Source organism: Acinetobacter sp. YH12211, from assembly GCF_013418015.1.
Classification (GTDB): Bacteria; Pseudomonadota; Gammaproteobacteria; order Pseudomonadales; family Moraxellaceae; genus Acinetobacter; species Acinetobacter towneri.
The window spans coordinates 71,870-96,927 of the sequence record NZ_VPCW01000006.1; the positions used below are offsets into that span (position 1 = coordinate 71,870).

Below are 25,058 nucleotides of genomic sequence, written 5' to 3' on the forward strand. Positions count from 1 at the left end.
AAATGATGATCTGATATGTCTTTCTTTGCATTGGGTGTCAACCATCAAACCGCCTCTGTAGAGTTGCGCGAGCAAATTGCATTTAACCCAGAAAAGTTAAGTGCCTTACTTGCTGAGCAAAGCCAACATCCCGAACTGAATGATTTGGTGGTGGTGTCTACCTGCAACCGTACCGAAGTCTACGCCATGTCTGAACATCCAGAACAGGTGTTGGATTGGCTTGCACACGTCAATGGTATTGATGCGAAGCAATTGAGTCGTCATGTTTATCGTTATGAAAATGCACAGGCGGTGTCGCATTTAATGCGCGTAGCCAGTGGGCTAGATTCACTCATGTTGGGTGAGCCGCAAATTTTAGGTCAGGTCAAAACTGCGCTGTCTTTAGCCAAAGACTCACATACGGTTTCGCAACAACTCAACCGAATTTTTGAATATGCGTTTTATGCTGCCAAACGGGTACGTTCAGAAACTGCCGTAGGCAGCCATGCCGTGTCTATGGGTTATGCGGTAGCGCAACTGGCGTTACAAGTATTTAGCCATCCTGAAAAACTAACAGTGATGGTGGTGGCTGCAGGCGAAATGAATAGCCTTGTGGCGAAGCATTTGGCCGAGATGGGCGTCGCTAAAATTTTAATTTGTAACCGTACCCGCGCTCGTGCCGAAGCTTTGGCACAAGAAATTGCGCATCGGGTTGAAGTTGAAATTATTGAATTTGATCAGTTAGCGGCCAATTTACACCGCGCTGATGTAATTTCAAGCTGTACGGGTAGTTTGCATCAGGTGATTGCTTATCCTGAAGTAAAAGCAGCGTTAAAGAAACGTCGCTATCAGCAAATGTTGTTGGTCGATTTGGCCGTACCACGTGATATTGATCCTAAAATTGAAAACTTGGATGGCGTGTATTTGTACGGGGTCGATGACCTGCAAAGCGTGATTGATGAAAACTTGGCGCAGCGTCGTCAGGCGGCTGTGGAAGCAGAGCTAATGGTCAATCAGCTTGTGACTGAGTTGGTGACCCATCAAAAAGTTCAGCAAGCAGGTGCGACCATTCATGCTTACCGTGAACATGGCGAAAGCTTGCGTCAGGAAGAATTAAATTTGGCGATGGCGCGTATTGCCAAAGGTGAAGATGCTGCACAGGTTCTGCAGGAATTTTCCTATCGTTTAACCCAAAAACTGCTGCATCCAACTTCTATTTTATTGCGTGAAGCAGCCAAAGGTGATGAGCCTGAATGTTTTGAGTTTATGCAGGAAAATTTAGCAGCGACTGCCAAACATCGTCGCAAATAAGCAAGATTAACGTGATTCACAAAAAAGATTTTTGATGATACAAACTTAATCTAATCAGATCGCTTATTCCTCTAACAAGGTCAGCGATCTTTTTTTATCAATTTCATAAATTTGATGTTTCAATCGCTTCATTTCTTCAATACTGCTGAATTTTTTGGAGCGAATTTTTTGCTGTAAACAGTCGTATTGCAATTTGGTTGAAAAATCCTGCGCCAACTTATCAACATGCTCAGGAGAAGTTGTGTAATCACTGACATTGGCTTGTTGCAAAATGCGCTGCAATTCATAGTGATATGCTGAGCATGCACCCAAAATATAATATTTGGCTTGTTCAGGATCGTCGGGTAGATCATCAAAAATAGTATTTAAAATATTTAAGATTTGATGCAGCAGGTGATCATTTGGAATCAGCGCACGTAACGGTTCAAAGTGAATATATAAATATGGATGATTGATTAGAATCGCAATCACATATTCTTCGGCATCGACTTTGGTGCTAAAACTCAAAGATGCATCGTTATTGGTCTGTGCCTGCCATTTACGGTTAAAGCCTAATTTTTCGCGGAAAAACTGTTGCAGCAAATAGCGATAAGAACCCGTTTTGGGCAAAAGTTCGGTCAACTGCCGCAGTTCACCCATGACCTGACTTTTGCCTTCAGGGGTACTGATATTATGGTTTTGGGTGAGATGCGCAAAGACAAAATCTGATAGCAAAGGTGCTTGATCTAATAAACGTCGGAAATTTTCGATGCCTTCACGACGAATAAGTGAGTCAGGGTCGTGCTCATTGGGTAAAACAAAGAACTTCAGTTCACGTCCATCATTGAGCAAAGGCAGTGCAATTTCCAGTGTACGACGTGCGGCTTTTTGACCTGCGGCATCGCCATCAAACGCGATGGTAATGCGGTTGTTTTGGCGGAATAGAATGTTTAAATGATCGGTATTACTGGCTGTACCGAGTGTCGCTACAGCACCATGAATGCCGTATTGCTGCAAGGCAATCACATCCATATAGCCTTCGACCATTAAATAATCTTGGGCTTTTTGTTTGCGTCCTTCATATAAACCATAGAGCAATTGGTTTTTATGAAACACTTCCGAATCGGGCGAGTTGATGTATTTGGGTTTGATTTCATCATTAAGTGCGCGACCACCAAAGCCGACCACACGTCCTTTGCTGTCACGGATTGGAAAAATCACCCGATCACGTAATAAATCGAAGTCACGTCCCTTGTCACTGGTACGAATTAAGCCTAGCAGTTTTAAACCTGCAATGTCTTGCGGAAAGGCTTTTTCTAAATGCTGCCAATCTTCGGGTGCGTAACCCAAGCGCCAAAACTGCAAGGTTTGTGCGGTTAAACCACGTTTTTGAAAATACTGTTGCGCGGCAGGGCTGTGCGGCAATTGCTGCTCATAATATTGCGCTATATTTTCTAGCAAGTCGTATAAGTTGCCTTCTTGTGCAGGTGTGTCCTGCATGGTGTCCCATTGCTCAAAACCTGCAAACGGGTCGGCATTGTTTTGAAATTCCGAGTTCTGAAATTCCGAGTTTGCGTATTCAGTACTTTGAAACTCGGCAAAAGGATCAAAGTCGATGCCAGAAGCTTCAAAAGTATGTTCGCTTGATGTGGTTTGAGCTGCAGAAGTTTCATTCTGGTCTTTTGCTGTTGGTTTGGGTTGAGCTATCGGTGTTGGCTTTTTGGCTTCACGTTTATAAGAGAGTTTTTTATTGTCGTGCTGATCTTTTGGGAGTTCGATGCCTGTTTGACTGGCCAAGTCTTTCATGACATCTACAAAATTGCGGTTATCAATATCCATTAAAAAACGGATGGCGTTACCATTTGCCTGACAGCCAAAGCAATGATAATACTGCTTGTCACGGTAAACGTGAAAAGACGGGGTTTTTTCCTGATGGAACGGGCAGCAGCCCGAATAGGTACGACCAGTTTTTTTTAATTTCACGCGCTGACTAATCAGATCGACAATATCAGTGCGATCTAAAATTTGATCAATCGTGTGCTGTGGAATGGCCATACGGTTTTGTCTGTTATCTCTTGGTAGTGAAAGGTTCGCCGAACAGGTTGAATACATCAGACTGTGCTGATTGACTCAATGAGTATTCTCTTTTGTATCTTTTTCTAGGACAGGAAACAAGCCCATAAAAGAACAAAGGGCAAGTATCATAACTTGCCCTTTGCATTTTTCAAAACTGAAAAATCAGTCGGAATGGTTTTATTCAGTGCTGTCGTTTTGAGATTTTGGACGATCGAGCAAGCCAAAACTCAAACGGTTGGTGAGGCTGCGTGATGGCTCTGCTTGTGCTTTAGTATCTGACTGTTGTGTTTCAGTGCTGCTTTGCGCTTCACGTCCGAAAATACCCAAAGTTGCACGGTTAATCCAGCTTGCGTCATGACGGGCAGCACGTAAATTCACGCTACCATCTGCTTTAACCAAATTTGGATAGTTCAGTTTCAACACATCAATATATTGCTGAGCTGTGGCTTGATCGCCCAGTTTGCCATAACCATAAGCCACCGTTGCCAACGCTTCTGGAATTTGCGGAGTTTGCGGATAATGCTCAACTACCCACAATGAACGCTCTACTGCAGCCACCCATGCTTTACGTTTAATGTTATAACGTGCCGCATTCATTTCGGCTTCCGCCAGTTCCTGACCAATAAACTGCATGCGCTGTGCAGCATCTACCGCATAAGTGCTTGATGGATAGCGACGGATAAAATCGACAAAGTTTTGATAGGCCAGTTTTAAATAGCTAACATCACGGTGTGATTGCTTGAGCGAGGTATAACGCAACAAACCATCATAGTTTTGTTCCATATTCGCCACACCACGTACATAGTAGGCATAATCGGCTTTAGGATGCTGCGGGTTCATGCGGATAAAACGATCTGCAACAGCAATTGCGCCTTCATAATCTTTTTGCTGGAATTTTGCATACAACAATTCAAGCTGCGCTTGCTGCGCATAATCACCCGTTGGATAATAGGTTTCTAAAGCTTCAAGATGCTTAACGGCATCGGTGTATTGACCACGATCCAGTGCTTTTTCTGCTTTTTCAATATAAACCTGTTCGCTAGATTGCGGACCAGTATCGACCACTTCTTTTTTTGGATTGCTGCTACAGCCCACAATTGCAGACGCAACGCCGAGTGAAAGAGCAAGCATTGTTATTTTATAACGTGGTAGCGACATAAAAATTCCTCTGTTAATACGGGCAATGAGCTACAATTGCGCTATTAAACCACTTTTGTCTGAATGAGCAAATGAGTCAAGCACAATCTACCCATTCCAATTTACCTGAAACTGAGTTCAATTTACTTGAAGATGCTGAGGATGCAGATAACCATACTTCAGACTCAACTGCAACACGTTTATCGTTGCAATTTCAATTGGATGACAGCCACTTAGGACTACGCATCGACCAAGTTGCAGCCATCATTTGGAGTGAATTTTCACGTGAAAAGCTAAAACAGTGGCTCAAAGACGGTCATTTGTTGGTAAATGGTAACACGGTCAAACCTAAATATAAGTGTGAAGGTGATGAGCTTCTTACCCTAGAAGTCGAGCTTGAAGCGCAAACCCGCAGCCTGCCTGAAGATATTCCACTGGATATTATTTATGAAGATGATGACATCATGGTGATTAATAAACCTGTGGGCATGGTGGTGCATCCGGGGGCGGGAAATAGCTCTGGAACTCTGGTAAATGCCTTGCTGCATCATTATCCAAAATCGGCAGAGTTAACTCGTGCAGGTTTGGTGCATCGTATTGATAAAGATACTTCGGGTTTGCTGGTGGTTGCCAAAAATCTGGAAGCACAGTTTGCCTTGACCAAGCAACTGGCGAAAAAGTCAGTTTATCGTTTATACGACTTGGTGGTGTACGGCAACATGATTGCGGGAGGCACTGTCGATGAGCCGATTAAACGCCATCCTGTAGATCGAGTGAAAATGGCTGTTTTGCCGGGCGGCAAAGACGCCGTCACACATTACAATGTTAAAGAACGCTTTCAGCATTTCACTCGTGTTCAGGCGCGTTTGGAAACTGGACGTACTCATCAAATTCGTGTGCATCTAAGTTATATTGGTTATGGTTTGGTTGGCGATCCTGTTTATACGCCACGTGTACGTGTGCCAGCAGGCGCATCGGCATTATTAAACGATACCTTGCGTAACTTTAAACGTCAGGCCTTACATGCCGTCAAACTCGGTTTGGTGCATCCACGTACTCAAGAAGAAATGATGTTTGAAGCGCCGTGGCCTGAAGACTTTAAACAATTGGTAGACGTGTTACGCAGTGAAAATGCTGCCTATTAATTGTTGCATAGACAGCATTAACAAGATCAACTCAGATACGGCAATGCCAGAAAACGACTAAGGATAGATTTATGCAATTTGTTCAAGGATTACCTGCAGGTGTGTATGTTGGGCAAACCCGCATACAACATGTGCAAGCTTTAGCGACAGACTGTGCCGATGTATCTGGTTTTAATCTGGCGCTGCATGTGCAGGATGATGCATGGCGTGTGCAGCAGCATCGTATGAGTTTACTGGCAGAGTTTGCTGAATATGGGGTCGATAAAATGACGTGGATGACGCAAACACATAGCGTGTTGTGTCAGACCATTAATGAGCAAATCACTTGTGAAGCTTTAGAAGGCGATGGTTTGGTCACTCAGCGTAAAGCGCATGCTTTAATGATGATGACCGCAGACTGTTTACCTGTGGTTTTGGGCAATGCCGAAGGCACTGAGGTTGCGAATCTGCATGCAGGCTGGCGTGGTCTTGCCAACGGTATTATCGAAAACACCATCGTCGAAATGCAAAGTGCTCCAACATGGGCGTGGTTGGGTGCGGCTATTAGTCAGCCGTGTTTTGAAGTTGGGGCTGAGGTGAAACAGGCATTTTGCGATAAATATCCTGAATTAGACACGGCTTTTATTGCAGGGCAGCAGCAAGGTAAATATCTTGCTGACTTGTATGCGATCGCGCGTTTTATTTTGCAGCAGCATGGTGTTACAACGGTCTTGGGCGGTGATCAGTGCTCGTATCAACAAGCCGATGATTACTATTCTTACCGCCGTCAAGCACGTACAGGACGTATGGCAACATTCGTGTTTATGCAGGCTTAGTGTTAAACTTGACTTAATTATTTGGTTTTAAACATTCTCATGTCAGTGACTCATTCAACATCTTCTTGCGCTGCTATTCGTGTGGCGGTGGTTTATCACAGTCCTTATGGTCATACTGCTAAGGTGGCACAGCATATTGCACAAGGTGCTGCGCAAATGGATGCTCAGGTGACTTTGATGGATGTGGCTGAAATTGAATGGGATAGCCTAGATCAAGCCGATATTATCATTATGGGCTGTCCAACTTATATGGGCAGCATTACTTCGGCTTTAAAACAGTTTATGGAGCAATCGTCTAAGCGTTGGTTGGCCAGAACTTGGCAGGGCAAACTGGCGGCAGGTTTTACCAATGGCGGTGGTTTAAGTGGCGATAAACTGGCGGTGCTGCAACAAATTAATTTATTTGCGATGCAGCATGGCATGTTGTGGTCAGGTTTACCGTTTATGCCGACAGGGCGTAGTCCACACGATATTAACCGCATGTCGAGCTTTTTGGGTTTAATGACGCAGTCTGATAATGCCAGTGTTGAAGTTACGCCACCCGAAGGTGATTTGGAAACTGCAGTCAAATTTGGTAAATATTTGGTGGAATTAAAACTTAAAGACTAAGCATTTTTAGTTTTAAAACTTCCATAAAAAATGCTCGAGATCAACATCGAGCATTTTTTATGGGCGGAATGTGCAAAATTATTTGTGCATCAAACGTGCTTTATCACGCTGCCAATCGCGGTCTTTTTCAGAAGCGCGTTTATCGTGCAATTGTTTACCTTTCACCAAAGCAATTTCAAGCTTCGCTAAAGGGCCTTTCCAATAACATGCTAAAGGTACGCAAGAATAACCTTTTTGATTGACTGCACCCATCAACTTTTCAATTTCACGTCGTGAAAGTAAGAGTTTGCGGGTACGGGTCGCTTCAGGCACTACATGCGTTGAAGCCGACAAGAGTGGTTGAATTTGTGCACCAAATAAAAAGGCTTCATTGTCACGAAACAGGATATAACTTTCGGTAATAGTCATACGTCCTGCGCGCAAAGATTTGACTTCCCAACCTTGCAAAGAAAGTCCTGCTTCAAATTTTTCTTCAATAAAATAATCGTGGCGTGCACGTTTATTCTGTGCAATTGTTCCGCCCGTATTTTTTTTAACTACAGTTAGCTTCGCCATATTCAATTACTTCCAAACTTATGACTATTGTGCCTCAAACCAAGGCTTGCTGACAAATCAAAATCATCACAACTGTTGGCTAAACTGCTTTGATATTTCATAATTTGGTAGACTTTAGTTCACTAAAATTTTTTGTATTTGTTAAACTAACTTTGACAAAACCAACTAGAGCATAATGGATGTCTAAAACTCGCGTAATTTATCCGGGCACCTTTGACCCGATTACTAATGGTCATATTGACTTGGTGACACGTGCTGCAAAAATGTTTGATGAAGTCGTGGTCGCAATTGCCATTGGACATCATAAAAATCCAATTTTTACTTTGGAAGAACGTGTGGAATTGGCACAGGCATCTTTAAAGCATTTGCCTAATGTTGAATTTGTCGGATTTGATGGTTTATTGGTTAATTTTTTCCGTGAGCAAAATGCGACTGCAGTTTTGCGTGGTTTGCGTGCTGTTTCAGATTTTGAATACGAATTTCAGTTGGCAAATATGAACCGTCAATTAGATGCGAAATATGAAGCGGTATTTCTGACTCCTTCAGAGCAATATTCATTTATTTCTTCTACATTAGTTCGTGAAATTGCACGCTTAAAAGGTGATGTGACTAAATTTGTTGCACCTGTTGTGGTCGAAGCCTTTGAGCGTAAATTACGACAAGGTTGGTAGCGTGTCTTTATATATTACCGATGAATGTATTAACTGTGATGTCTGTGAACCTGTATGCCCAAATGAGGCAATTTATATGGGTGAGCTGATTTATGAGATTAATCCAGCATTATGTACTGAATGTGTAGGACATCACGAGCAGCCGCAGTGTCAGTTATTTTGCCCAGTCGATTGTATTCCGCTCGATCCAGAGCATGTAGAAACACAGGAACAATTGCTGGAAAAATATAAAAAACTGATTGCTCAAAAAAGCGCAAGCAATTAACTTATAATTTTGCTAAAATGCGCCTTCGAAGTGAACCAGACGATCGCTGCTGTGGAGGTCTCCGTGACTGAAACAGGGGAGGAAAGTCCGGGCTTCATAGGGCAGGGTGCCAGGTAACGCCTGGGCGGCGTGAGCCGACGGAAAGTGCAGCAGAGAGTAGACCGCCTTCGTATGGTTTCTTTTTCGGAAGAAATTGAAGGTAAGGGTGAAAGGGTGCGGTAAGAGCGCACCGCATGGCTGGTAACAGTTCATGGCATGGTAAACCCCACCAGAAGCAAGACCAAATAGGAATCCTGAGGTACGGCCCGTACTGGATTCGGGTAGGTCGCTTGAGCGTATGAGTGATTGTACGCCTAGAGGAATGATCGTTCTCGACAGAACCCGGCTTATCGGTTCACTTCACCAAATTTTAAGCAATTGATGCGTGATAAGGCTTGACGTTGCCTAGATTACAGCAGATAATGCGCGCACAGTTTTTGGCTATGTAGCTCAGTTGGTTAGAGCACCGCACTCATAATGCGGGGGTCACAGGTTCAAGTCCCGTCATAGCCACCATTTTTCAGACCACGTTCACTAACGTGGTCTTTTTTTGTTTAAAATTTATTTGTGCAATCTATTTGAGCTGTATCCAGTTGAATCTGCATTTGTTGGTTTTGAATCTGTTGCCAATTGGCTTGTTGATCAGAGTGAGCAAAAATTTTGGCATCGACCTGATTTAATTTTTTTAGCGAAATGTGTTGTGATGCACAATAACGCCCTACAGCACGCTCATAAGCCAGTTGTTGCTGCGCTGCAGCATTGAGTTGATGTGCCGTTAAAATCTTTTGCTGCCCTTTGGCATAAGCAACCAAGACACGTCGGTCTGCGATGCTATAACTCATTTTAGAATTAATAAATTGCGCAACATCACGCCGTACACCGTTGTAATCTACAAAAATAGGTGAAACCAAAGCGCAGGAACTTAAGCCAACAACAAGGCTACTCAGTATTATAGACTTCAAGATCATGGTTGAATTTATTCTCTTTTTTCTGTGTGACTTGATATAGATTTTGCTGCAAATATTTAAGAATCTCCGTAAGAAAATAGTAATTTGATTAAAATTAAACAAATTGCACTGTTTTTGCTTAAACTGTGAGCGTTTGTAAATTAAAATACTTGACGATGCAGGGCTAAGTTTAGATAATGCGCACACAGTTTATGGCTATGTAGCTCAGTTGGTTAGAGCACCGCACTCATAATGCGGGGGTCACAGGTTCAAGTCCCGTCATAGCCACCATTTTTATAGACTAAGCTCTCAGCTTGGTCTTTTTTTATGTCAAAATTTTAGGCTACTTTTTGCAGCATTGGTTTAATGGCAGGTACAAAAAAACCAAGCCGTAGCTTGGTTTTTTATATCTTTGTTTAAGCAATGCTTTAGCGTTAAATCCCTGCTTTCCAACCATTGACGAGCGGATAGCGACGTTCACGACCAAAAGCGCGTGAACTAATACGTGGTCCTAATGCACCTTGGCGACGCTTGTACTCGTTGCGATCAACCAATTGAATGACTTTCTCGACCATCGCGCGTTCAAAGCCTTTGCTAATGATGTCTTCTTGGCTCTGATCTTCTTCAATATACGCATACAAAATCGCATCGAGCACTTCGTATGGTGGTAAAGAATCTTGGTCTTTTTGGTCAGGACGTAATTCTGCTGAAGGTGGGCGCGTGATCACACGCTCAGGAATCACAGGAGTATCGGCAATACTGTTACGGTATTTAGCCAGTTCAAACACAATGGTTTTGTACACATCTTTGAGTACCGCATAACCACCGACCATATCGCCATAAAGCGTGCAATAGCCAACTGCTAACTCAGATTTGTTACCTGTAGAAAGCACGAGGTTACCAAACTTATTCGACAGACCCATTAAGATTGTGCCGCGGGCACGGGCTTGTAGATTTTCTTCTGTGGTATCGCTAGGGCTGTTACCAAAGAAAGGATACAGCGTTTGCATAAAGCTATTTACGATCGGGTGAATTTCGGCAATACCAAAAGTCACGCCTAAAGTTTTGGCTTGCTCTGCAGCATCTTCCACACTAATTTGCGCGGTATAAGTGTACGGCATCATTACCGCTTGTACCTTATCTGCACCAATTGCATCAACCGCAATAGCAAGAGTGAGCGCTGAATCAATTCCGCCCGACAAGCCAAGAATTACACCAGGGAAGCCAGAGCGTTGCACGTAGTCACGGGTTGCTAATACTAAACCTTGATAGATTTCTGCAAGGGTGTCTAAAGCTGGGCTAATTTCGGCAGTTTTAAAGTGCTTCTGTGCAGCGTCATATTCTGCGTAGAATAAACCTTCTTGGTAGGTTGGGGCTTGTAATGCAACATTGCCTGCTTGGTTAATCACAAAGCTCGTACCATCGAAGATTAAATCATCTTGACCGCCAACTTGGTTTACATACACCACATTGAGATGTAATTGTTTTGCCAGTTCGGTCATGGTCTGTACACGATGCTGCGGTTTACCCACTTCATAAGGCGATGCGTTCAAGACCAATGCAGTTTCTACATTCAACTGTGCCAATTGCTGCACGGTTGGCAAAGACCATAAATCTTCGCAAATCAAAACGCCAAATTTATGACCAAGGTATTCAAAAACTAAGTGTTGATGACCTTCATCAAAATAGCGTTTTTCATCAAATACAGCATAATTTGGTAAATTTTGCTTGTTGTAAATACCTAAGATGTTGCCATCTTTCATGACGGCAGCCGAGTTAAAGCGCTGACCATCTTCAGTTTCATTGACAAAGCCGAAAACTAAAACAATATCTTTAATTTCACGTAATTGTTCAAATGCTTGTTGTGTGCGTTGATTCAAGCTTGGGCGCAGTAATAAATCTTCTGCAGGGTAGCCCAAAATTGAAAGTTCAGGAAAAATAATCAAATCTGCATGTTGTTTTTTCGCTTCATTTGCTTGTTCAAGCATTTTTTGCGCGTTTGCTTCGAGATTGCCAATGTGTGGAGAGAACTGTGCAAGGGCAATTTTAAAAGATTTCATTTAAATTAAGTCCTATTCCTATAGGTGTAGAATACACGTAAGTGGCTGATGATTATTGTTATAAAAATTTCAGCGTAGTGTATTGTGGATTAAACGACTGCCGAAAGGCACAAATAAAAACCATTTATTATCTAACAGATAAAGATCTTATTTTGCAGTGCAAAAATGGAGACTTTTGCTATTTTATCTTAATTTAGAATAGATGCTAGCATCGAATACACTTTATTGTCTTGTCTGCAAGAATATCATTGAAATGTGACAGAATTTTTATGCTATTTATTTGAAAAGCATTATATTTTTAGGTTGTATGATGCATGTGTTTTTCGTGAAATAAGCATGTACCAAGATGAGTGAGCTAAGTCGAGCGGTGCGGGCTGTTTAAAATAATATTGTCTATTTTTTTAAGAAAAATATCTTTGGCAATTTCACCTTGTTGTTCAATGTTATAGGCAAAAAAAGGCTTGTTTGTAATCAATTGATAGCGATATGGATTGTACTGTTTAAAACTTAAATAATATGCCGTTTGTAAGAGTGCGCCATGTAGCAAGACATTGATTTTATGTTGGTATTGTAAAACATGCGCCATTTCGTGAATAAAAATGGCTTGATAGCCTAAATGTGCTTGTGTGTAGTCTGAACGGTAATGCAAATTGCGTACATGAATATCACCACAGGGTGCCATAAATATATGTTGTGGTTGCCAAGGTAAATAGGGGTGATTCATGACTCTGACTTTGCTGTAGTCAATTAAATGGCCGAACACAGACTGGCAGAGCTGTATTTCTGCAGGTGTTAAGTAGCGATATTTAAACTGCGCAAGTTTTAAAAAACGCATGAGCAGACTTAAAAATAAGAAATGCAGTTGCGGCATGTAAATTGATCATGAAAGGCTGACATTAAAAATATAGCGTAAAATGGGTTGCGACCCAATTTAATTATGTTGTCTAAGTCAAACTACCAAGGCTTTGTATTCTAGTGTGGATAAATATTCAAAAATAAAAAAAACCACCCGAAGGTGGTTTTTTGAGTCGTACTCGTTTTACAAGGTACAACGCGAACCGAATTAACGGTTGATGTCGCGTTGAGTGTAACCTGTGTAAAGCTGACGTGGACGACCGATTTTGTAAGGACCGCTGTGCATTTCTAACCAGTGGCTGATCCAGCCTACAGTACGTGCAAGAGCGAAAATTACAGTAAACATTTCTGTTGGGATACCAATCGCTTTAAGAATGATACCTGAATAGAAGTCTACGTTAGGGTATAAGTTACGCTTGATGAAGTATTCATCAGATAACGCAATACGCTCAAGTTCCATTGCAAGTGCAAGTTGTGGATCGTTGATACCTAAGTCGTTAAGAACTTCGTCACAAGTTTGCTTCATTACTGTTGCACGTGGGTCGAAGTTTTTATAAACGCGGTGACCGAAGCCCATAAGCTTCACTTCTTTAGTCTTCACTTTTTCCATGAAGTCTGCAACGTTTTCTACAGAGCCGATTTCGTCAAGCATCTTAAGAACAGCTTCGTTCGCACCACCGTGAGCAGGACCCCAAAGTGCAGAAATACCTGCAGAGATACATGCGTATGGGTTAGCGCCAGTAGAACCAGCTAAACGTACAGTTGAAGTAGACGCGTTTTGTTCGTGGTCAGCGTGAAGCGTGAAAATACGATCCATTGCGCGAGCGTGAACAGGGTTTACTTTGTAATCACGGTCTGCTGGTGTAGCAAACATCATGTACAAGAAGTTTTCTGCGTAGCTTAAGTCGTTACGTGGGTAAACAAATGGTTGACCAACAGTGTACTTGTAGCTCCAAGCCGCTAAAGTAGGAATCTTCGCGATTAAACGAATCGCTGTGATTTCACGGTGGTTAACATCTTCGATGTCTAAGTTGTTGTGATAGAACGCAGATAACGCACCAACAACACCTACCATGATTGCCATAGGGTGAGCGTCACGACGGAAACCGTTATAGAAACGTTTTACTTGGTCGTGAACCATAGTGTGGTTACGAACTTTAGCGTCAAAATCAGCTTTTTGTTCTGCAGTTGGAAGCTCACCATTTAATAATAAGTAGCAAGTTTCTAAGTAGTCAGCTTTAGTCGCTAATTGGTCAATTGGGTAACCACGGTGTAAAAGAATACCTTTGTTACCGTCAATGAACGTAATTTTAGACTCGCAAGACGCTGTTGCCATAAAACCAGGATCAAAAGTAAAGTGACCTGCCGCCAACACATCCTTAACGTCAATTACATCTGGGCCTAATGTGCCGCTGTAAATTGGTAATTCAATTTCTTTTCCATCAAGCTGTAATACGGCTTTTTTGCCAGTTGCTTCAGACATTCAATAGATCTCCTGTCCTGGTGAATGTTGATCTGACTCGAAGTATCAATCTTTTAATGCGCAAGTCAGACGGATTAAAAATTAGCTCTAAGATTAGAGAGTACTGAAATTTTGTCAATTATACTTATGGATTAAGCAGACGACTATTTATAGAAAAAGTCGAAAAAATTCCAGTAAAAAAATCAATAAAATCACAGCACAGCCGCCGTATCATAAGTCAAAATTTGTCGGATGTGCAGAAAAAAATCATCAATACGGATTAATTGTAAGCAATTTTAAATACTAGTTTTGATGTGCTATTTCTTTAGCAGGATTCAGTCCAATACTTAAATTTATCTAATTCTCATAACTTACACGTTTTTACATACACGGTAGGGTGGTCAGATTGGTTGTAATAGGCAGTAAGTCTGGTATTTAAATTCGATATTGATTGATCAAAAAATGACTGATTAAACTCCTGAAAATAGCCATAACCCATCATATTTTGATTAAAAAATGACGAAATCTTTGTGAATAAAGTGTGGTTTTGTGCCCATACAGATACAGAAAATACTGGATAAGTCATTCATTCGCATGATGATTGTCATTTTTAATATTTATTCAGGTGTGGTGTTTAAAGTAAATATAAGTTGTATAAATAGATTGAGGTATGTGCCGACATTAAAGTTTAATCCATGATCAGGTGTACCTTGACCAAAGCAAAGTGATGGGCTGTCTGGGTCTAAGAGTCTTGTGTTGTGGTTGTAAATTGCTGCAACGAAGTAGAGTGCATACATATATAGCGCTACATACTTATATATAAGTATGTGAAAATCCAAAGAACATCAGAAAATCAAAGTACAAATTTATCTTTAGTCTAAATATTCTAAAGCTGTTTATTGCGCTTCTAGGAATTTTTATTTTAATAATTGATTTAAAAACAAGGTTTTATGTTTTCTTGTGTGGCTATTGATGGCGAGTGGTTTACTTTTATACTTGTTAATGATTCTTATTTAAAGGATTTTTAGCCAAAAAGCCGAGTAGAGTTGTTTGTATTTTAACAGTTGACGTTTTATAATTCAGTGTCGTTTTAAGGTTAGGCATGAATTTGCCTAACAATGCCAGCTTTCCTTCGAATTTATTCCAACAAACTCCGGATGGAGTTTTTACTTACAGGATGCCCGCTGTGAAAAGCAACAGACCTGTCAATTTGTCCATGGGTCAAGTTTTAGAAGTAAACTTAAAATCGCCCGTGGCTATTGCATCAATTCTACACCGTCTTTCTGGTGTCATCGTATTTTTACTCGTACCGGTACTTTTATGGTTGTTAGACAAGTCTTTGTCTTCACCTGAAGGTTTTGCTCAAGTTCAAGAAATTTTTAACGGTTTCTTCGTGCGCTTTATCGTATGGGTATTTGTAGCCGGCTTAATCTATCACTTCATTGCTGGTGTTAAGCACTTACTTGCTGACCTTGGTTTTGCAGAAGAACTGCAAAGTGGTCGCATTGCAGCTACTATTTCATTGATCTTGTCTGCTATCGGTATCGTTGCAGCATTTGTATGGATTGTAATCTAATGAAAAGTGCTACAGGTTTAACGGGTTCAGGTTCTCGCGATTGGTTTATCCAACGTATTAGTGCTGTTGTTCTTGCTGTTTATACCGTTGTGGTATTTGGTTGGATTCTTCTTAACGGTGGATTCAACTTTGAACAGTGGTACGGCTTTATGATGACATTACCAATGAAGATTATGTCTTTATTGGCAGTCTTATCTCTTGTTGCACATGCTTGGATCGGTATGTGGCAAGTATTCACTGACTATGTGACTACTCGTCAAATGGGTCCTTCAGCTTCAGGTTTACGCCTAGTGCTGACTTCAGCAGTGATTATTGCTGTTTTTGCATACGCAATCTGGGCAATCCAGATTTTCTGGGCGAATTGATAGGAAAATATCATGGGCGCGATTAACCCTAAAGAAGATTATACAAATATTCCACACCAATTCTTTGACGCAGTCATCGTTGGTGGTGGTGGTTCAGGTATGCGTGCATCTTACCAACTTGCTCAAGCAGGTTTGAAAGTTGCGGTATTGACCAAAGTATTCCCTACACGTTCACACACTGTTGCAGCGCAGGGTGGTATTGGTGCATCTCTTGGTAACATGCAAGAAGATAACTGGCACTACCACTTTTACGACACAGTAAAAGGTTCTGACTGGTTGGGCGACCAAGACGCGATTGAATTTATGACGCGCGAAGCGCCACAAGTGGTTTATGAATTAGAACACTTGGGTATGCCATTTGACCGTAACGCAGACGGTACAATTTACCAACGTCCATTCGGTGGTCACTCTGCAAACTACGGTGAAAAAGCGGTTCCACGTGCATGTGCTGCAGCTGACCGTACAGGTCACGCACTTCTTCACACGCTTTATCAAAGCAACGTGAAAATGGGTACTCAATTCTTCGTAGAATGGATTGCTCTTGATTTGATCCGTAACGAAGCAGGCGATGTACTTGGTGTTACAGCAATTGACCAAGAAACTGGCAAAATTGCAGTATTCCAAGCGAAAGCGACATTATTTGCTACAGGTGGTGCAGGTCGTGTTTACCGTGCATCTACAAATGCATATATCAACACTGGTGACGGTCTTGGTATGGCTGCTCGTGCGGGTATTCCATTACAAGATATGGAATTCTGGCAGTTCCACCCTACGGGTGTTGCGGGCGCAGGCGTATTGTTAACGGAAGGCTGTCGTGGTGAAGGTGGTATCCTTCGTAACGATTCAGGCGAACCGTTCATGGAGCGTTATGCACCAACATTGAAAGACTTGGCGCCACGTGACTTCGTATCACGTTCTATGGACCAAGAAATTAAAGAAGGTCGTGGTTGTGGTCCAAACAAAGACTACATCTTGCTTGATATGACGCACTTGGGTGCAGACACCATCATGAAGCGTCTTCCATCTGTATTCGAGATTGGTAAGAAATTCGCGAACGTTGACTGTACAAAAGAGCCAATTCCAGTAGTACCGACCATCCACTATCAAATGGGTGGTATTCCAACAAACATTCATGGTCAAGTGGTTGTGCCAGAAAGCCGTGAAACTCAAGAGTTGGTTGCGAACTACAACGCAGAAACTGATACTTATACAACAAACTCGGGCGACCGTGATTTTGCTAAACCAGTAAAAGGTTTCTATGCAATTGGTGAATGTTCATGTGTATCCGTACACGGTGCAAACCGTTTAGGTACAAACTCATTGCTTGACTTGGTTGTATTTGGTAAGGCTGCTGGTCAGCACATCATTGAGTATGTTACTAAGCAACACGATGGTGAGTATGAACCACTTCCAACAACTGTTCTTGAAAACACTGTGAACCGTATTCGTAAACTTGACGAATCAACTTCAGGTGAAAACGCTCAAGAAGTTGCAGATACGATTCGTAACATCGTTCAAGATCACGCAGGTGTATTCCGTACTTCAGCATTGCTTGAAGAAGGTGTTAAGCAAATTCTTGCGCTTGAACCACGTGTTCGCAACATTCATTTGAAAGACAAATCTAAAGTATTTAACACTGCACGTGTAGAAGCTTTAGAAGTTGAAAACTTATATGAAGTTGCTAAAGCGACATTAATCTCAGCTGCTGCACGTAAAGAATGTCGTGGTGCGCATACGGTTGTAGACTTCGAGTTACCACCAGATCACCCAACTTATTCTTATGGTCGTCGTGATGATGAGTGGATGAAGCACACCTTATGGTTCTCTACAGATAACCGTCTTGAGTACAAACCAGTACGTTACAAGCCGCTTACTGTAGCTGCTATTCCACCTAAACCACGTACATTCTAATTGGGAGAAGTAAGATGAGTAGAGGTACTCGTACATTTAATATCTACCGCTACGATCCTGATAAGGATAAAGCACCGTACATGCAAACTTTTAAGCTTGAATTGACTGATAAGCACCGTATGTTGCTTGATGCGCTTCTTGCATTGAAAGTACAAGACGAAACTTTAACGTTCCGTCGTTCATGTCGTGAAGGTATTTGTGGTTCTGATGGTGTAAACATCAACGGTAAAAATGGTTTAGCGTGTCTTTGGAACCTAAACGACTTACCAGAAGTAATTACGATTCGTCCACTTCCAGGTCTTCCAGTAATTAAAGACTTAGTTGTTGATATGAATCAGTTCTACGATCAGTACAACAAGATTCATCCGTTCTTGATCAACAACCAACCTGCGCCACCAAAAGAGCGTTTACAATCTCAAGAAGAGCGTGAGCATCTTGATGGTTTGTATGAATGTATTCTTTGTGCATGTTGTTCAACTTCATGCCCATCATTCTGGTGGAACCCAGACAAGTTCTTGGGTCCTTCAGCGTTGTTGAATGCATATCGTTTCATTATCGATTCGCGTGATACTGCAACTCAAGAGCGTTTGGCTCGTCTTGACGATCCATTCTCTTTGTTCCGTTGTAAAGGTATTATGAACTGTGTATCTGTATGTCCTAAAGGCTTGAACCCAACTAAAGCAATCGGTCACATCCGTAACATGCTTTTAGATATGGCTGGCTAATAGACTGCGTGATCAGTTGAAAAAAGCACACCTAGGTGTGCTTTTTTTTGTGCCAAAATTACGATAAAAGTCGTGTGATAAGTTGCTTATTTTTGATGAGTACGTAAATGAAAAATGTTGCATGCAAAGAAGTGATTAAAAAGTGAGTATTTGATATTTTTTAGGTATAACTGTTGGATAAATAGACAAAAACAGCATTTAGCCGACTAAAGTTGCACACAATTGTAATCCAGTGCTGCTATTTTGTTGTAAAGCATGGGCAAATGCCAAGTTTAGCTGCAATATTTATTTTTAGATGTTATCATGTAACGTGTAAGTGAGAGGGCAGATTGAGAGATGTGCTCTCTTTTATTTTATCTGAAATAGCGGTGTTGGACTTTGGTCTAAATTGCATCTGTTTTTTAAATAAAGCACCATATGTTAGATGAAAATAGAATCAGTGTATTTCGCCAATTTATAGGAGGTATGTGTCAAAAAAATCAATTGCATTTCTGAGATCATGTTACGATTAACAAATGACTATATCTGAAAAATGTTGAATTTTTGTACATTTTATCAACATTTTAAGTGCAAATGATGTGTTATTAAATCAGGACTATTGCAGAAAAGTCGTATTAGAAAAGCTAAGACTGAGCACTTATTTTTTCTAAAACGATTTTGCAAAAAATTGCTCGGCTTGGGTCGAGTATATAAATGAGTGATGATGCCAATGAGGGCGTTATGATTCATAAATGACATTGGGTTTTCCTAATGTAGTGATAACGCCTCATGACATATGTCAACTGGGGACTAATGTCATGTTACCAATTTGACATTATCAATCATGGGTTTTGCTTAAAAAGCATCCTGGAAAATGTTTTTGCAATAGGAAATGGGTCCACAAATGCAAGAAGTTGCTGACGCACTGCGTCTTGACACTGAACTTTCCGCTGATAGTGCAGCGTATATTGAAGAACTTTACGAGCATTATTTGACGTCACCGGAATCAGTCGGTGCTGATTGGCGCGAATATTTCGATAAATTCCCGAAGGGTGATCAACCACACAGTAATGTACGTGAGCAATTCCTTTTATTAGGTCGTAATTCAAATCGCGTTCAAGCCATTGTTCAAGGTTCAGTGAGTTCTGAACATGAACAACGTCAAATTGGCGTGTTGCAACTGATTGCTGCTTACCGTAACCGTGGTCACCAAAAAGCAAAATTAGATCCACTAGGTTTGGCAAAACGTGAAGACGTGCCAGATCTTGATCTTGCTGCACATGGTTTAACCAAGTCTGATTTAGATACTGTTTTCCATACAGGTAATTTGGAAATTGGTAAGTCTGAAGCAACACTAGGCGAAATGGTTGATGCCATGCAGGCGATCTACTGCGGTTCAATTGGTGCAGAATACATGCACATTGTTGATACCAAAGAAAGACGCTGGATTCAACAACGCTTAGAAAGCGCACGTGGTAAGTTCACATTTACTGCAGATCAAAAGAAACACGTTCTTGAACGCTTAACAGCAGCTGAGGGTCTAGAAAAATATCTAGGTAATAAATACGTTGGTGCGAAACGCTTTGGTGTAGAAGGCGGTGAATCATTTATCCCTATGGTGAATGAAATCATTCAACGTGCGGGTGCTGTTGGCTGTAAAGAAGTCGTCATTGGCATGCCACACCGTGGTCGTTTGAACCTGCTTGTGAATATCATGGGTAAAAACCCAGCAGACCTATTTGGTGAGTTTGAAGGTAAGAGCTTGCATAAAAAAGGTTCTGGCGACGTAAAATATCACCAAGGTTTCTCATCTAACGTGATGACTCCGGGTGGTGAAGTGCACTTGGCACTTGCGTTTAACCCATCGCACTTAGAAATTGTTGGACCTGTGGTTGAAGGTTCTGTACGTGCGCGCCAAGTACGTCGTAAAGACATTGGTGGTGATGATGTATTGCCATTAATCGTTCACGGTGATGCCGCATTTGCAGGTCAAGGTGTTAACCAAGAAACCTTCCAAATGTCACAAACTCGCGGTTATACCGTAGGTGGTACAGTTCACATTGTGATTAACAACCAAGTTGGTTTCACAACATCTGACCCACGTGACGCACGTTCTACTGAATACTGTACTGACATTGCAAAAATGATTCAGGCGCCAATTTTCCACGTGAATGGCGATGATCCTGAAGCGGTGATTTTTGTATCTCAATTGGCACACGATTTCCGTCATACATTCCGTAAAGACGTTGTGATTGATTTGTTCTGCTACCGTCGTCGTGGTCACAACGAAGCGGATGAACCTGCAGCAACTCAGCCAATGATGTATCAAGTGATCAACAAAAAGACCACTACACGTACTTTGTATGCTGACCAATTGGTGCAAGAAGGTGTGTTGGATCGTGCAGCAGCAGATCAAATGATTGAAGATTACCGCGCAGATTTAGAAGCGGGTAATCACGTTGCGAACGCATTGGTACTTGAGCCAAATACTAAAATGTTTGTAGATTGGTCGCCATACTTGGGTCACGACTATACAGACGTTTGGGATACAACTTTCCCTATCGAGCGTTTGAAAGAACTTGGTCAAACCATGCGTAAACTTCCAGAAGGTTTCGTGATGCAGCGCCAAGTTGCCAAAGTGATTGACGATCGCTTGAAAATGCAAACAGGTGAAATGCCACTAAACTGGGGTGCAGCTGAAACTTTAGCTTACGCATCTTTGTTGGATGAGGGTTACCTTGTTCGTTTGACTGGTGAAGACGTTGGTCGTGGTACTTTCTCGCACCGTCATGCAAAACTGCATAACCAAGTCGATGGTAAAACTTATATTCCACTTTGCCACATCAAAGAGAACCAACCACGCGTTGCAATCTACGACTCATTATTGTCTGAAATGGCAGTATTGGCATTTGAATATGGTTATGCGACGACCCTTCCAAAGAGCTTGATTATTTGGGAAGCACAATTCGGTGACTTTGCCAACTGTGCTCAAGTGGTAATCGACCAGTTCATTTCATCTGGCGAAACCAAGTGGGAGCGTGTGTGTGGTTTAACGATGCTTCTTCCACACGGTTTTGAAGGTCAAGGTCCTGAGCACTCATCTGCACGTTTAGAGCGTTTCTTACAGCTTTGTGCGGAAGAAAACATGCAAGTGATTACACCAACAACACCTGCACAGATTTTCCACGCTTTACGTCGTCAGGCGATTCGTCCAATCCGTAAGCCAATGATCATCATGTCGCCGAAGTCTTTACTTCGTCACAAGTTAGCAGTGTCTAACCTTGATGAGCTTGCAACTGGTACATTCCAGACTGTGATTGATGAAATTGACAACATCAACAAATCAGACGTGACGCGTTTGGTATTGTGTGGTGGTAAAGTGTATTACGACTTGCTTGAAAAGCGTCGTGAATTAGAATTGAACAATACTGCAATTGTTCGTATTGAACAGTTGTACCCATATCCAGAACAACGTCTTGCTGAAGTTCTTGCTTCTTATCCAAACGTAAAAGAATTAGTTTGGACTCAAGAAGAGCCGAAGAACCAAGGTGCTTGGTTATTCATCGCGCCACGTTTATATGATGACGTAATGAAAACTGGTAAACAGATTCGCATTAGTTATGCGGGTCGTGAAGCATCTGCAGCACCAGCGTGTGGTTCACCATATTTGCATGCAAAACAACAAGCTCAGCTCATCAATGACGCGCTTGCGATCGTAGCTGAATAACAGGAGATTCGAAGTAATGGCAACCGAAATTAAAGCACCGGTATTTCCAGAGTCAGTTGCAGACGGTACGATTGCAACTTGGCACAAACAACCAGGTGAAGCAGTTTCACGTGATGAGGTGATCTGTGATATTGAAACCGATAAAGTTGTTTTGGAAGTAGTCGCTCCTGCTGATGGCACAATCTCTGCAATCATCAAAAACGAAGGCGATACAGTTCTTTCTGACGAAGTAATTGCTCAATTTGAAGCGGGTGCTGTTTCTGGCGCTGCTCAAACTCAAGCAGTTCAGTCTGAAGCACAAGTAGAGCAAGCTGCGGCGAAAACTGAAGCAGGTGCTGCACCAGTTGTTGAGCGTGCACAACCAGTTGCTGACCAAGCACCAGCAGTACGTAAAGCGTTGACTGAAACAGGTATCAATGCTGCAGACGTTTCTGGTACAGGTCGTGGTGGTCGTATCACTAAAGAAGATGTTGCAAATCATCAAGCTAAACCTGCTGCTGCAGCTGCGCCATTAAGCGTTGCGGTAGGTGAGCGTATCGAGAAACGTGTTCCTATGACACGTTTACGTAAGCGTGTTGCAGAGCGTTTACTTGCAGCGACTCAAGAAACTGCAATGTTGACAACATTCAACGAAGTGAACATGAAGCCAATCATGGAAATGCGTGCACAATACAAAGACGCATTTGAAAAACGTCATGGTGCACGTTTAGGCTTTATGTCTTTCTTCGTGAAAGCTGCAACTGAAGCATTGAAACGTTACCCAGCAGTAAACGCTTCTATTGATGGCGAAGATATCGTATATCACGGTTACTACGACATCGGTGTAGCGGTTTCTTCTGACCGTGGTTTAGTGGTTCCTGTATTACGTGATACAGACCGCATGAACTATGCTGAAGTTGAAAACGGTATTCGTGACTATGCTTACAAAGCACGTGATGGTAAGCTTGGTATTGAAGATATGACTGGCGGTACATTCACCATTACTAACGGTGGTACTTTCGGTTCATTGTTATCTACACCAATTCTAAACACGCCACAAACTGCTATTTTGGGCATGCACAAAATCCAAGAGCGTCCTATGGCGGTAAATGGTCAAGTTGAAATCTTGCCAATGATGTACTTAGCGCTTTCTTATGACCACCGTTTAATTGATGGTAAAGAAGCTGTAGGTTTCCTTGTAACAATCAAAGAATTGTTAGAAGAGCCAGCTAAACTCATCCTTGACCTTTAATTCTAAAGAATAAATCAGTGGGCTTGGAGCGATCCTCTAAGCCCATTTTTGGAGATAAAAATGTCTCAACAATTTGATCTTGTTGTTATTGGCGGTGGCCCAGGTGGTTATGAAGCGGCAATTCGTGCGGCTCAACTTGGCTTTAAAGTTGCGTGTATCGAAAAACGTATTCACAAAGGTAAACCATCTTTGGGCGGTACATGCTTAAACGTGGGTTGTATCCCATCTAAAGCATTACTTGATTCTTCACATCGTTATGAAGATACGGTTCATCACTTGGCTGATCATGGTATCACCACAGGTGAAGTACAGTTTGACCTTGCGAAGCTATTAGCACGTAAAGACAAAATCGTTGACCAATTAACTGGCGGTATTGATCAGTTATTAAAAGGTAACGGTGTTGAGTGGTTAAAAGGTACAGGTAAATTACTTGCAGGTAAAAAAGTTGAGTTCGTTTCTCACGAAGGTGAAACTCAAGTTTTAGAGCCTAAATATGTGATTCTTGCGACTGGTTCAGTTCCTGTAAATATTCCTGTTGCTCCTGTAGATCAAGACATTATTGTTGATTCTACTGGTGCATTAGAATTCCCAGAAGTGCCTAAGCGTTTAGGTGTGATTGGTGCAGGCGTAATTGGTCTTGAACTTGGTTCAGTATGGCGTCGTCTAGGTGCAGAAGTTGTTGTATTTGAAGCAATGGATGCATTCTTACCAATGGCTGACAAAGCTTTGGCAAAAGACTACCAAAAATTATTGACCAAGCAAGGTATGGATATCCGTATCGGTGCGAAAGTTTCAGGTACTGAAGTTAATGGTCGTGAAGTGACTGTTAAATATACCCAAGGCGGCGAAGACAAAGAACAAACTTTCGATAAATTGATCGTTTGTGTAGGTCGTCGTGCTTATGCTGAAGGTTTATTGGCAGATGACTGCGGTATTAAACTGACTGAACGTGGTTTGGTTGAAGTAAACGATTGGTGTGCAACTTCTGTTGAAGGTGTATATGCAATTGGTGACTTGGTACGTGGTCCAATGCTTGCACACAAAGCAATGGAAGAAGGCGTAATGGCAGTTGAGCGTATTCATGGTCATGCTGCACAAGTCAACTACGACACAATCATTTCAGTAATCTACACACACCCTGAAGCGGCGTGGGTTGGTTTAACTGAAGAGCAAGCGAAAGAAAAAGGCCACGAAGTGAAAACTGGTCAATTCGGTTTCGCGGTAAATGGTCGTGCTTTAGCTGCAGGCGAAGGTGCTGGTTTCGTGAAGTTTGTTGCAGATGCAAAAACAGATCGTTTATTGGGTATGCACGTGATTGGACCTGCTGCGTCTGACATCGTTCACCAAGGTATGATTGCACTTGAGTTTGTATCTTCAGTTGAAGATTTACAATTAATGACATTTGGTCACCCAACCTTCTCTGAAGTGGTGCATGAAGCCGCTTTAGCTGTAGATGGGCGTGCGATTCACGCGATTCAGCGTAAACGCAAATAAAACTAAAAAGAGCGGCTTAGGCCGCTCTTTTTGCATTTGATGGTTGTATTTATGGGAATAATCATCTAAAAGTAAAGAGCATAGGAAAAACACCACACAAGGAAAGCAATATTAAAACTTCGGTTTGATATTGGTGGTGATAACT

At 41.9% G+C, this 25,058-nt stretch carries 20 protein-coding genes, 2 tRNA genes and 1 other RNA gene; 16 read left to right on the forward strand and 7 right to left on the reverse strand.

Features of this window, described 5'->3' with window-relative positions; translation table 11 throughout:
* Positions 1–15 precede the first annotated feature (15 nt).
* Positions 16–1,290 (forward strand): glutamyl-tRNA reductase, encoded by a 1,275-nt coding sequence (gene hemA, locus FTU98_RS04980; protein WP_131260679.1) that lies wholly within the window; start codon positions 16–18, stop codon positions 1,288–1,290.
* A gap of 63 nt (positions 1,291–1,353) precedes the next feature.
* Here hemA and FTU98_RS04985 read toward each other — a convergent pair whose 3' ends face one another.
* On the reverse strand, positions 1,354–3,324 hold the full coding sequence (locus FTU98_RS04985; protein WP_180050612.1) for a DNA primase: 1,971 nt from the start codon (positions 3,322–3,324) through the stop codon (positions 1,354–1,356).
* A 198-nt stretch (positions 3,325–3,522) separates the two neighbouring features.
* Positions 3,523–4,503, reverse strand: a complete 981-nt coding sequence (locus FTU98_RS04990; protein ID WP_154320974.1) for an outer membrane protein assembly factor BamD — start codon at positions 4,501–4,503, stop codon at positions 3,523–3,525.
* Positions 4,504–4,574: 71 nt separating this feature from the next.
* On the opposite strand from FTU98_RS04990, the gene rluD reads away from it, so the two are divergent.
* The 3 genes from rluD (at position 4,575) to FTU98_RS05005 (ending at position 7,051) form a co-directional block, all read left to right on the forward strand.
* Positions 4,575–5,627 carry a 23S rRNA pseudouridine(1911/1915/1917) synthase RluD gene (rluD, locus tag FTU98_RS04995; protein WP_004972212.1) on the forward strand — a complete coding sequence of 351 codons (1,053 nt, stop codon included), beginning with the start codon at positions 4,575–4,577 and terminating at the stop codon, positions 5,625–5,627.
* A gap of 71 nt (positions 5,628–5,698) precedes the next feature.
* A complete protein-coding gene (gene pgeF, locus FTU98_RS05000) occupies positions 5,699–6,442 on the forward strand; it encodes a peptidoglycan editing factor PgeF (RefSeq protein ID WP_167845845.1) in 744 nt (247 codons plus the stop codon).
* 39 nt (positions 6,443–6,481) lie between these two features.
* A complete protein-coding gene (locus FTU98_RS05005) occupies positions 6,482–7,051 on the forward strand; it encodes a flavodoxin family protein (protein ID WP_004972210.1) in 570 nt (189 codons plus the stop codon).
* A 78-nt stretch (positions 7,052–7,129) separates the two neighbouring features.
* Here the strand turns inward: FTU98_RS05005 and smpB are convergent, their stop codons facing one another.
* Positions 7,130–7,606 carry an SsrA-binding protein SmpB gene (smpB, locus tag FTU98_RS05010; protein ID WP_004972209.1) on the reverse strand — a complete coding sequence of 159 codons (477 nt, stop codon included), beginning with the start codon at positions 7,604–7,606 and terminating at the stop codon, positions 7,130–7,132.
* 179 nt (positions 7,607–7,785) lie between these two features.
* On the opposite strand from smpB, the gene coaD reads away from it, so the two are divergent.
* From coaD to FTU98_RS05030, 4 genes are all read left to right on the forward strand, one after another.
* A complete protein-coding gene (gene coaD, locus FTU98_RS05015) occupies positions 7,786–8,277 on the forward strand; it encodes a pantetheine-phosphate adenylyltransferase (RefSeq protein ID WP_004972207.1) in 492 nt (163 codons plus the stop codon).
* A gap of 1 nt (position 8,278) precedes the next feature.
* On the forward strand, positions 8,279–8,542 hold the full coding sequence (locus FTU98_RS05020) for a YfhL family 4Fe-4S dicluster ferredoxin (protein WP_004972206.1): 264 nt from the start codon (positions 8,279–8,281) through the stop codon (positions 8,540–8,542).
* Between the two features lie 27 nt (positions 8,543–8,569).
* Positions 8,570–8,947, forward strand: an RNA gene (rnpB, locus tag FTU98_RS05025) — RNase P RNA component class A.
* A 73-nt stretch (positions 8,948–9,020) separates the two neighbouring features.
* A tRNA-Met gene (locus tag FTU98_RS05030) sits at positions 9,021–9,097 on the forward strand.
* Between the two features lie 38 nt (positions 9,098–9,135).
* Here the strand turns inward: FTU98_RS05030 and FTU98_RS05035 are convergent.
* Positions 9,136–9,549, reverse strand: coding sequence for a hypothetical protein (locus tag FTU98_RS05035; protein ID WP_179990215.1), 414 nt, complete (start codon positions 9,547–9,549; stop codon positions 9,136–9,138).
* A 193-nt stretch (positions 9,550–9,742) separates the two neighbouring features.
* Here FTU98_RS05035 and FTU98_RS05040 point away from each other — a divergent pair.
* A tRNA-Met gene (locus tag FTU98_RS05040) sits at positions 9,743–9,819 on the forward strand.
* A gap of 143 nt (positions 9,820–9,962) precedes the next feature.
* Here FTU98_RS05040 and FTU98_RS05045 read toward each other — a convergent pair.
* From FTU98_RS05045 to gltA, 3 genes are all read right to left on the reverse strand, one after another.
* Positions 9,963–11,588, reverse strand: coding sequence for an NAD+ synthase (locus FTU98_RS05045; protein WP_004972204.1), 1,626 nt, complete (start codon positions 11,586–11,588; stop codon positions 9,963–9,965).
* 355 nt (positions 11,589–11,943) lie between these two features.
* On the reverse strand, positions 11,944–12,459 hold the full coding sequence (locus FTU98_RS05050) for a hypothetical protein (protein ID WP_180050615.1): 516 nt from the start codon (positions 12,457–12,459) through the stop codon (positions 11,944–11,946).
* 192 nt (positions 12,460–12,651) lie between these two features.
* On the reverse strand, positions 12,652–13,926 hold the full coding sequence (gltA, locus tag FTU98_RS05055; protein ID WP_096901013.1) for a citrate synthase: 1,275 nt from the start codon (positions 13,924–13,926) through the stop codon (positions 12,652–12,654).
* A 1,156-nt stretch (positions 13,927–15,082) separates the two neighbouring features.
* On the opposite strand from gltA, the gene sdhC reads away from it, so the two are divergent.
* The 7 genes from sdhC (at position 15,083) to lpdA (ending at position 24,913) form a co-directional block, all read left to right on the forward strand.
* On the forward strand, positions 15,083–15,481 hold the full coding sequence (gene sdhC, locus FTU98_RS05060) for a succinate dehydrogenase, cytochrome b556 subunit (RefSeq protein WP_026438062.1): 399 nt from the start codon (positions 15,083–15,085) through the stop codon (positions 15,479–15,481).
* Positions 15,481–15,846, forward strand: coding sequence for a succinate dehydrogenase, hydrophobic membrane anchor protein (sdhD, locus tag FTU98_RS05065; protein ID WP_004972200.1), 366 nt, complete (start codon positions 15,481–15,483; stop codon positions 15,844–15,846). The genes sdhC and sdhD overlap by 1 nt, the downstream gene beginning before the upstream one ends.
* A 12-nt stretch (positions 15,847–15,858) precedes the next feature.
* Complete coding sequence (gene sdhA, locus FTU98_RS05070) at positions 15,859–17,757, forward strand: succinate dehydrogenase flavoprotein subunit (RefSeq protein ID WP_168418040.1); 1,899 nt, start codon at positions 15,859–15,861, stop codon at positions 17,755–17,757.
* A gap of 14 nt (positions 17,758–17,771) precedes the next feature.
* Positions 17,772–18,482: a succinate dehydrogenase iron-sulfur subunit gene (locus FTU98_RS05075; RefSeq protein WP_180050618.1), complete on the forward strand. Its 711-nt coding sequence runs from the start codon at positions 17,772–17,774 to the stop codon at positions 18,480–18,482.
* An 883-nt stretch (positions 18,483–19,365) separates the two neighbouring features.
* Complete coding sequence (locus tag FTU98_RS05080; protein WP_179990217.1) at positions 19,366–22,188, forward strand: 2-oxoglutarate dehydrogenase E1 component; 2,823 nt, start codon at positions 19,366–19,368, stop codon at positions 22,186–22,188.
* A 16-nt stretch (positions 22,189–22,204) separates the two neighbouring features.
* Positions 22,205–23,419 (forward strand): 2-oxoglutarate dehydrogenase complex dihydrolipoyllysine-residue succinyltransferase, encoded by a 1,215-nt coding sequence (gene odhB, locus FTU98_RS05085; RefSeq protein WP_004972191.1) that lies wholly within the window; start codon positions 22,205–22,207, stop codon positions 23,417–23,419.
* Between the two features lie 60 nt (positions 23,420–23,479).
* Entirely contained in the window at positions 23,480–24,913 is a 1,434-nt protein-coding gene (gene lpdA / locus FTU98_RS05090) for a dihydrolipoyl dehydrogenase (RefSeq protein WP_004972188.1), read from the forward strand.
* The last annotated feature ends 145 nt before the right edge of the window (positions 24,914–25,058 follow it).

Bases quoted from the DNA above. Each gene is read 5' to 3' on its own strand.
- FTU98_RS05075 (WP_180050618.1), top strand. From the start codon at position 17,772: ATGAGTAGAGGTACTCGTACATTTAATATCTACCGCTACGATCCTGAT.
- coaD (WP_004972207.1), top strand. From the start codon at position 7,786: ATGTCTAAAACTCGCGTAATTTATCCGGGCACCTTTGACCCGATTACT.
- sdhC (WP_026438062.1), top strand. From the start codon at position 15,083: ATGCCCGCTGTGAAAAGCAACAGACCTGTCAATTTGTCCATGGGTCAA.
- hemA (WP_131260679.1), top strand. From the start codon at position 16: ATGTCTTTCTTTGCATTGGGTGTCAACCATCAAACCGCCTCTGTAGAG.
- FTU98_RS04990 (WP_154320974.1), bottom strand. From the start codon at position 4,503: ATGTCGCTACCACGTTATAAAATAACAATGCTTGCTCTTTCACTCGGC.
- FTU98_RS05005 (WP_004972210.1), top strand. From the start codon at position 6,482: ATGTCAGTGACTCATTCAACATCTTCTTGCGCTGCTATTCGTGTGGCG.
- pgeF (WP_167845845.1), top strand. From the start codon at position 5,699: ATGCAATTTGTTCAAGGATTACCTGCAGGTGTGTATGTTGGGCAAACC.
- odhB (WP_004972191.1), top strand. From the start codon at position 22,205: ATGGCAACCGAAATTAAAGCACCGGTATTTCCAGAGTCAGTTGCAGAC.
- FTU98_RS04985 (WP_180050612.1), bottom strand. From the start codon at position 3,324: ATGGCCATTCCACAGCACACGATTGATCAAATTTTAGATCGCACTGAT.
- lpdA (WP_004972188.1), top strand. From the start codon at position 23,480: ATGTCTCAACAATTTGATCTTGTTGTTATTGGCGGTGGCCCAGGTGGT.
- FTU98_RS05050 (WP_180050615.1), bottom strand. From the start codon at position 12,459: ATGCCGCAACTGCATTTCTTATTTTTAAGTCTGCTCATGCGTTTTTTA.
- rluD (WP_004972212.1), top strand. From the start codon at position 4,575: ATGAGTCAAGCACAATCTACCCATTCCAATTTACCTGAAACTGAGTTC.
- gltA (WP_096901013.1), bottom strand. From the start codon at position 13,926: ATGTCTGAAGCAACTGGCAAAAAAGCCGTATTACAGCTTGATGGAAAA.
- FTU98_RS05080 (WP_179990217.1), top strand. From the start codon at position 19,366: ATGCAAGAAGTTGCTGACGCACTGCGTCTTGACACTGAACTTTCCGCT.
- smpB (WP_004972209.1), bottom strand. From the start codon at position 7,606: ATGGCGAAGCTAACTGTAGTTAAAAAAAATACGGGCGGAACAATTGCA.
- sdhA (WP_168418040.1), top strand. From the start codon at position 15,859: ATGGGCGCGATTAACCCTAAAGAAGATTATACAAATATTCCACACCAA.
- sdhD (WP_004972200.1), top strand. From the start codon at position 15,481: ATGAAAAGTGCTACAGGTTTAACGGGTTCAGGTTCTCGCGATTGGTTT.
- FTU98_RS05035 (WP_179990215.1), bottom strand. From the start codon at position 9,549: ATGATCTTGAAGTCTATAATACTGAGTAGCCTTGTTGTTGGCTTAAGT.
- FTU98_RS05045 (WP_004972204.1), bottom strand. From the start codon at position 11,588: ATGAAATCTTTTAAAATTGCCCTTGCACAGTTCTCTCCACACATTGGC.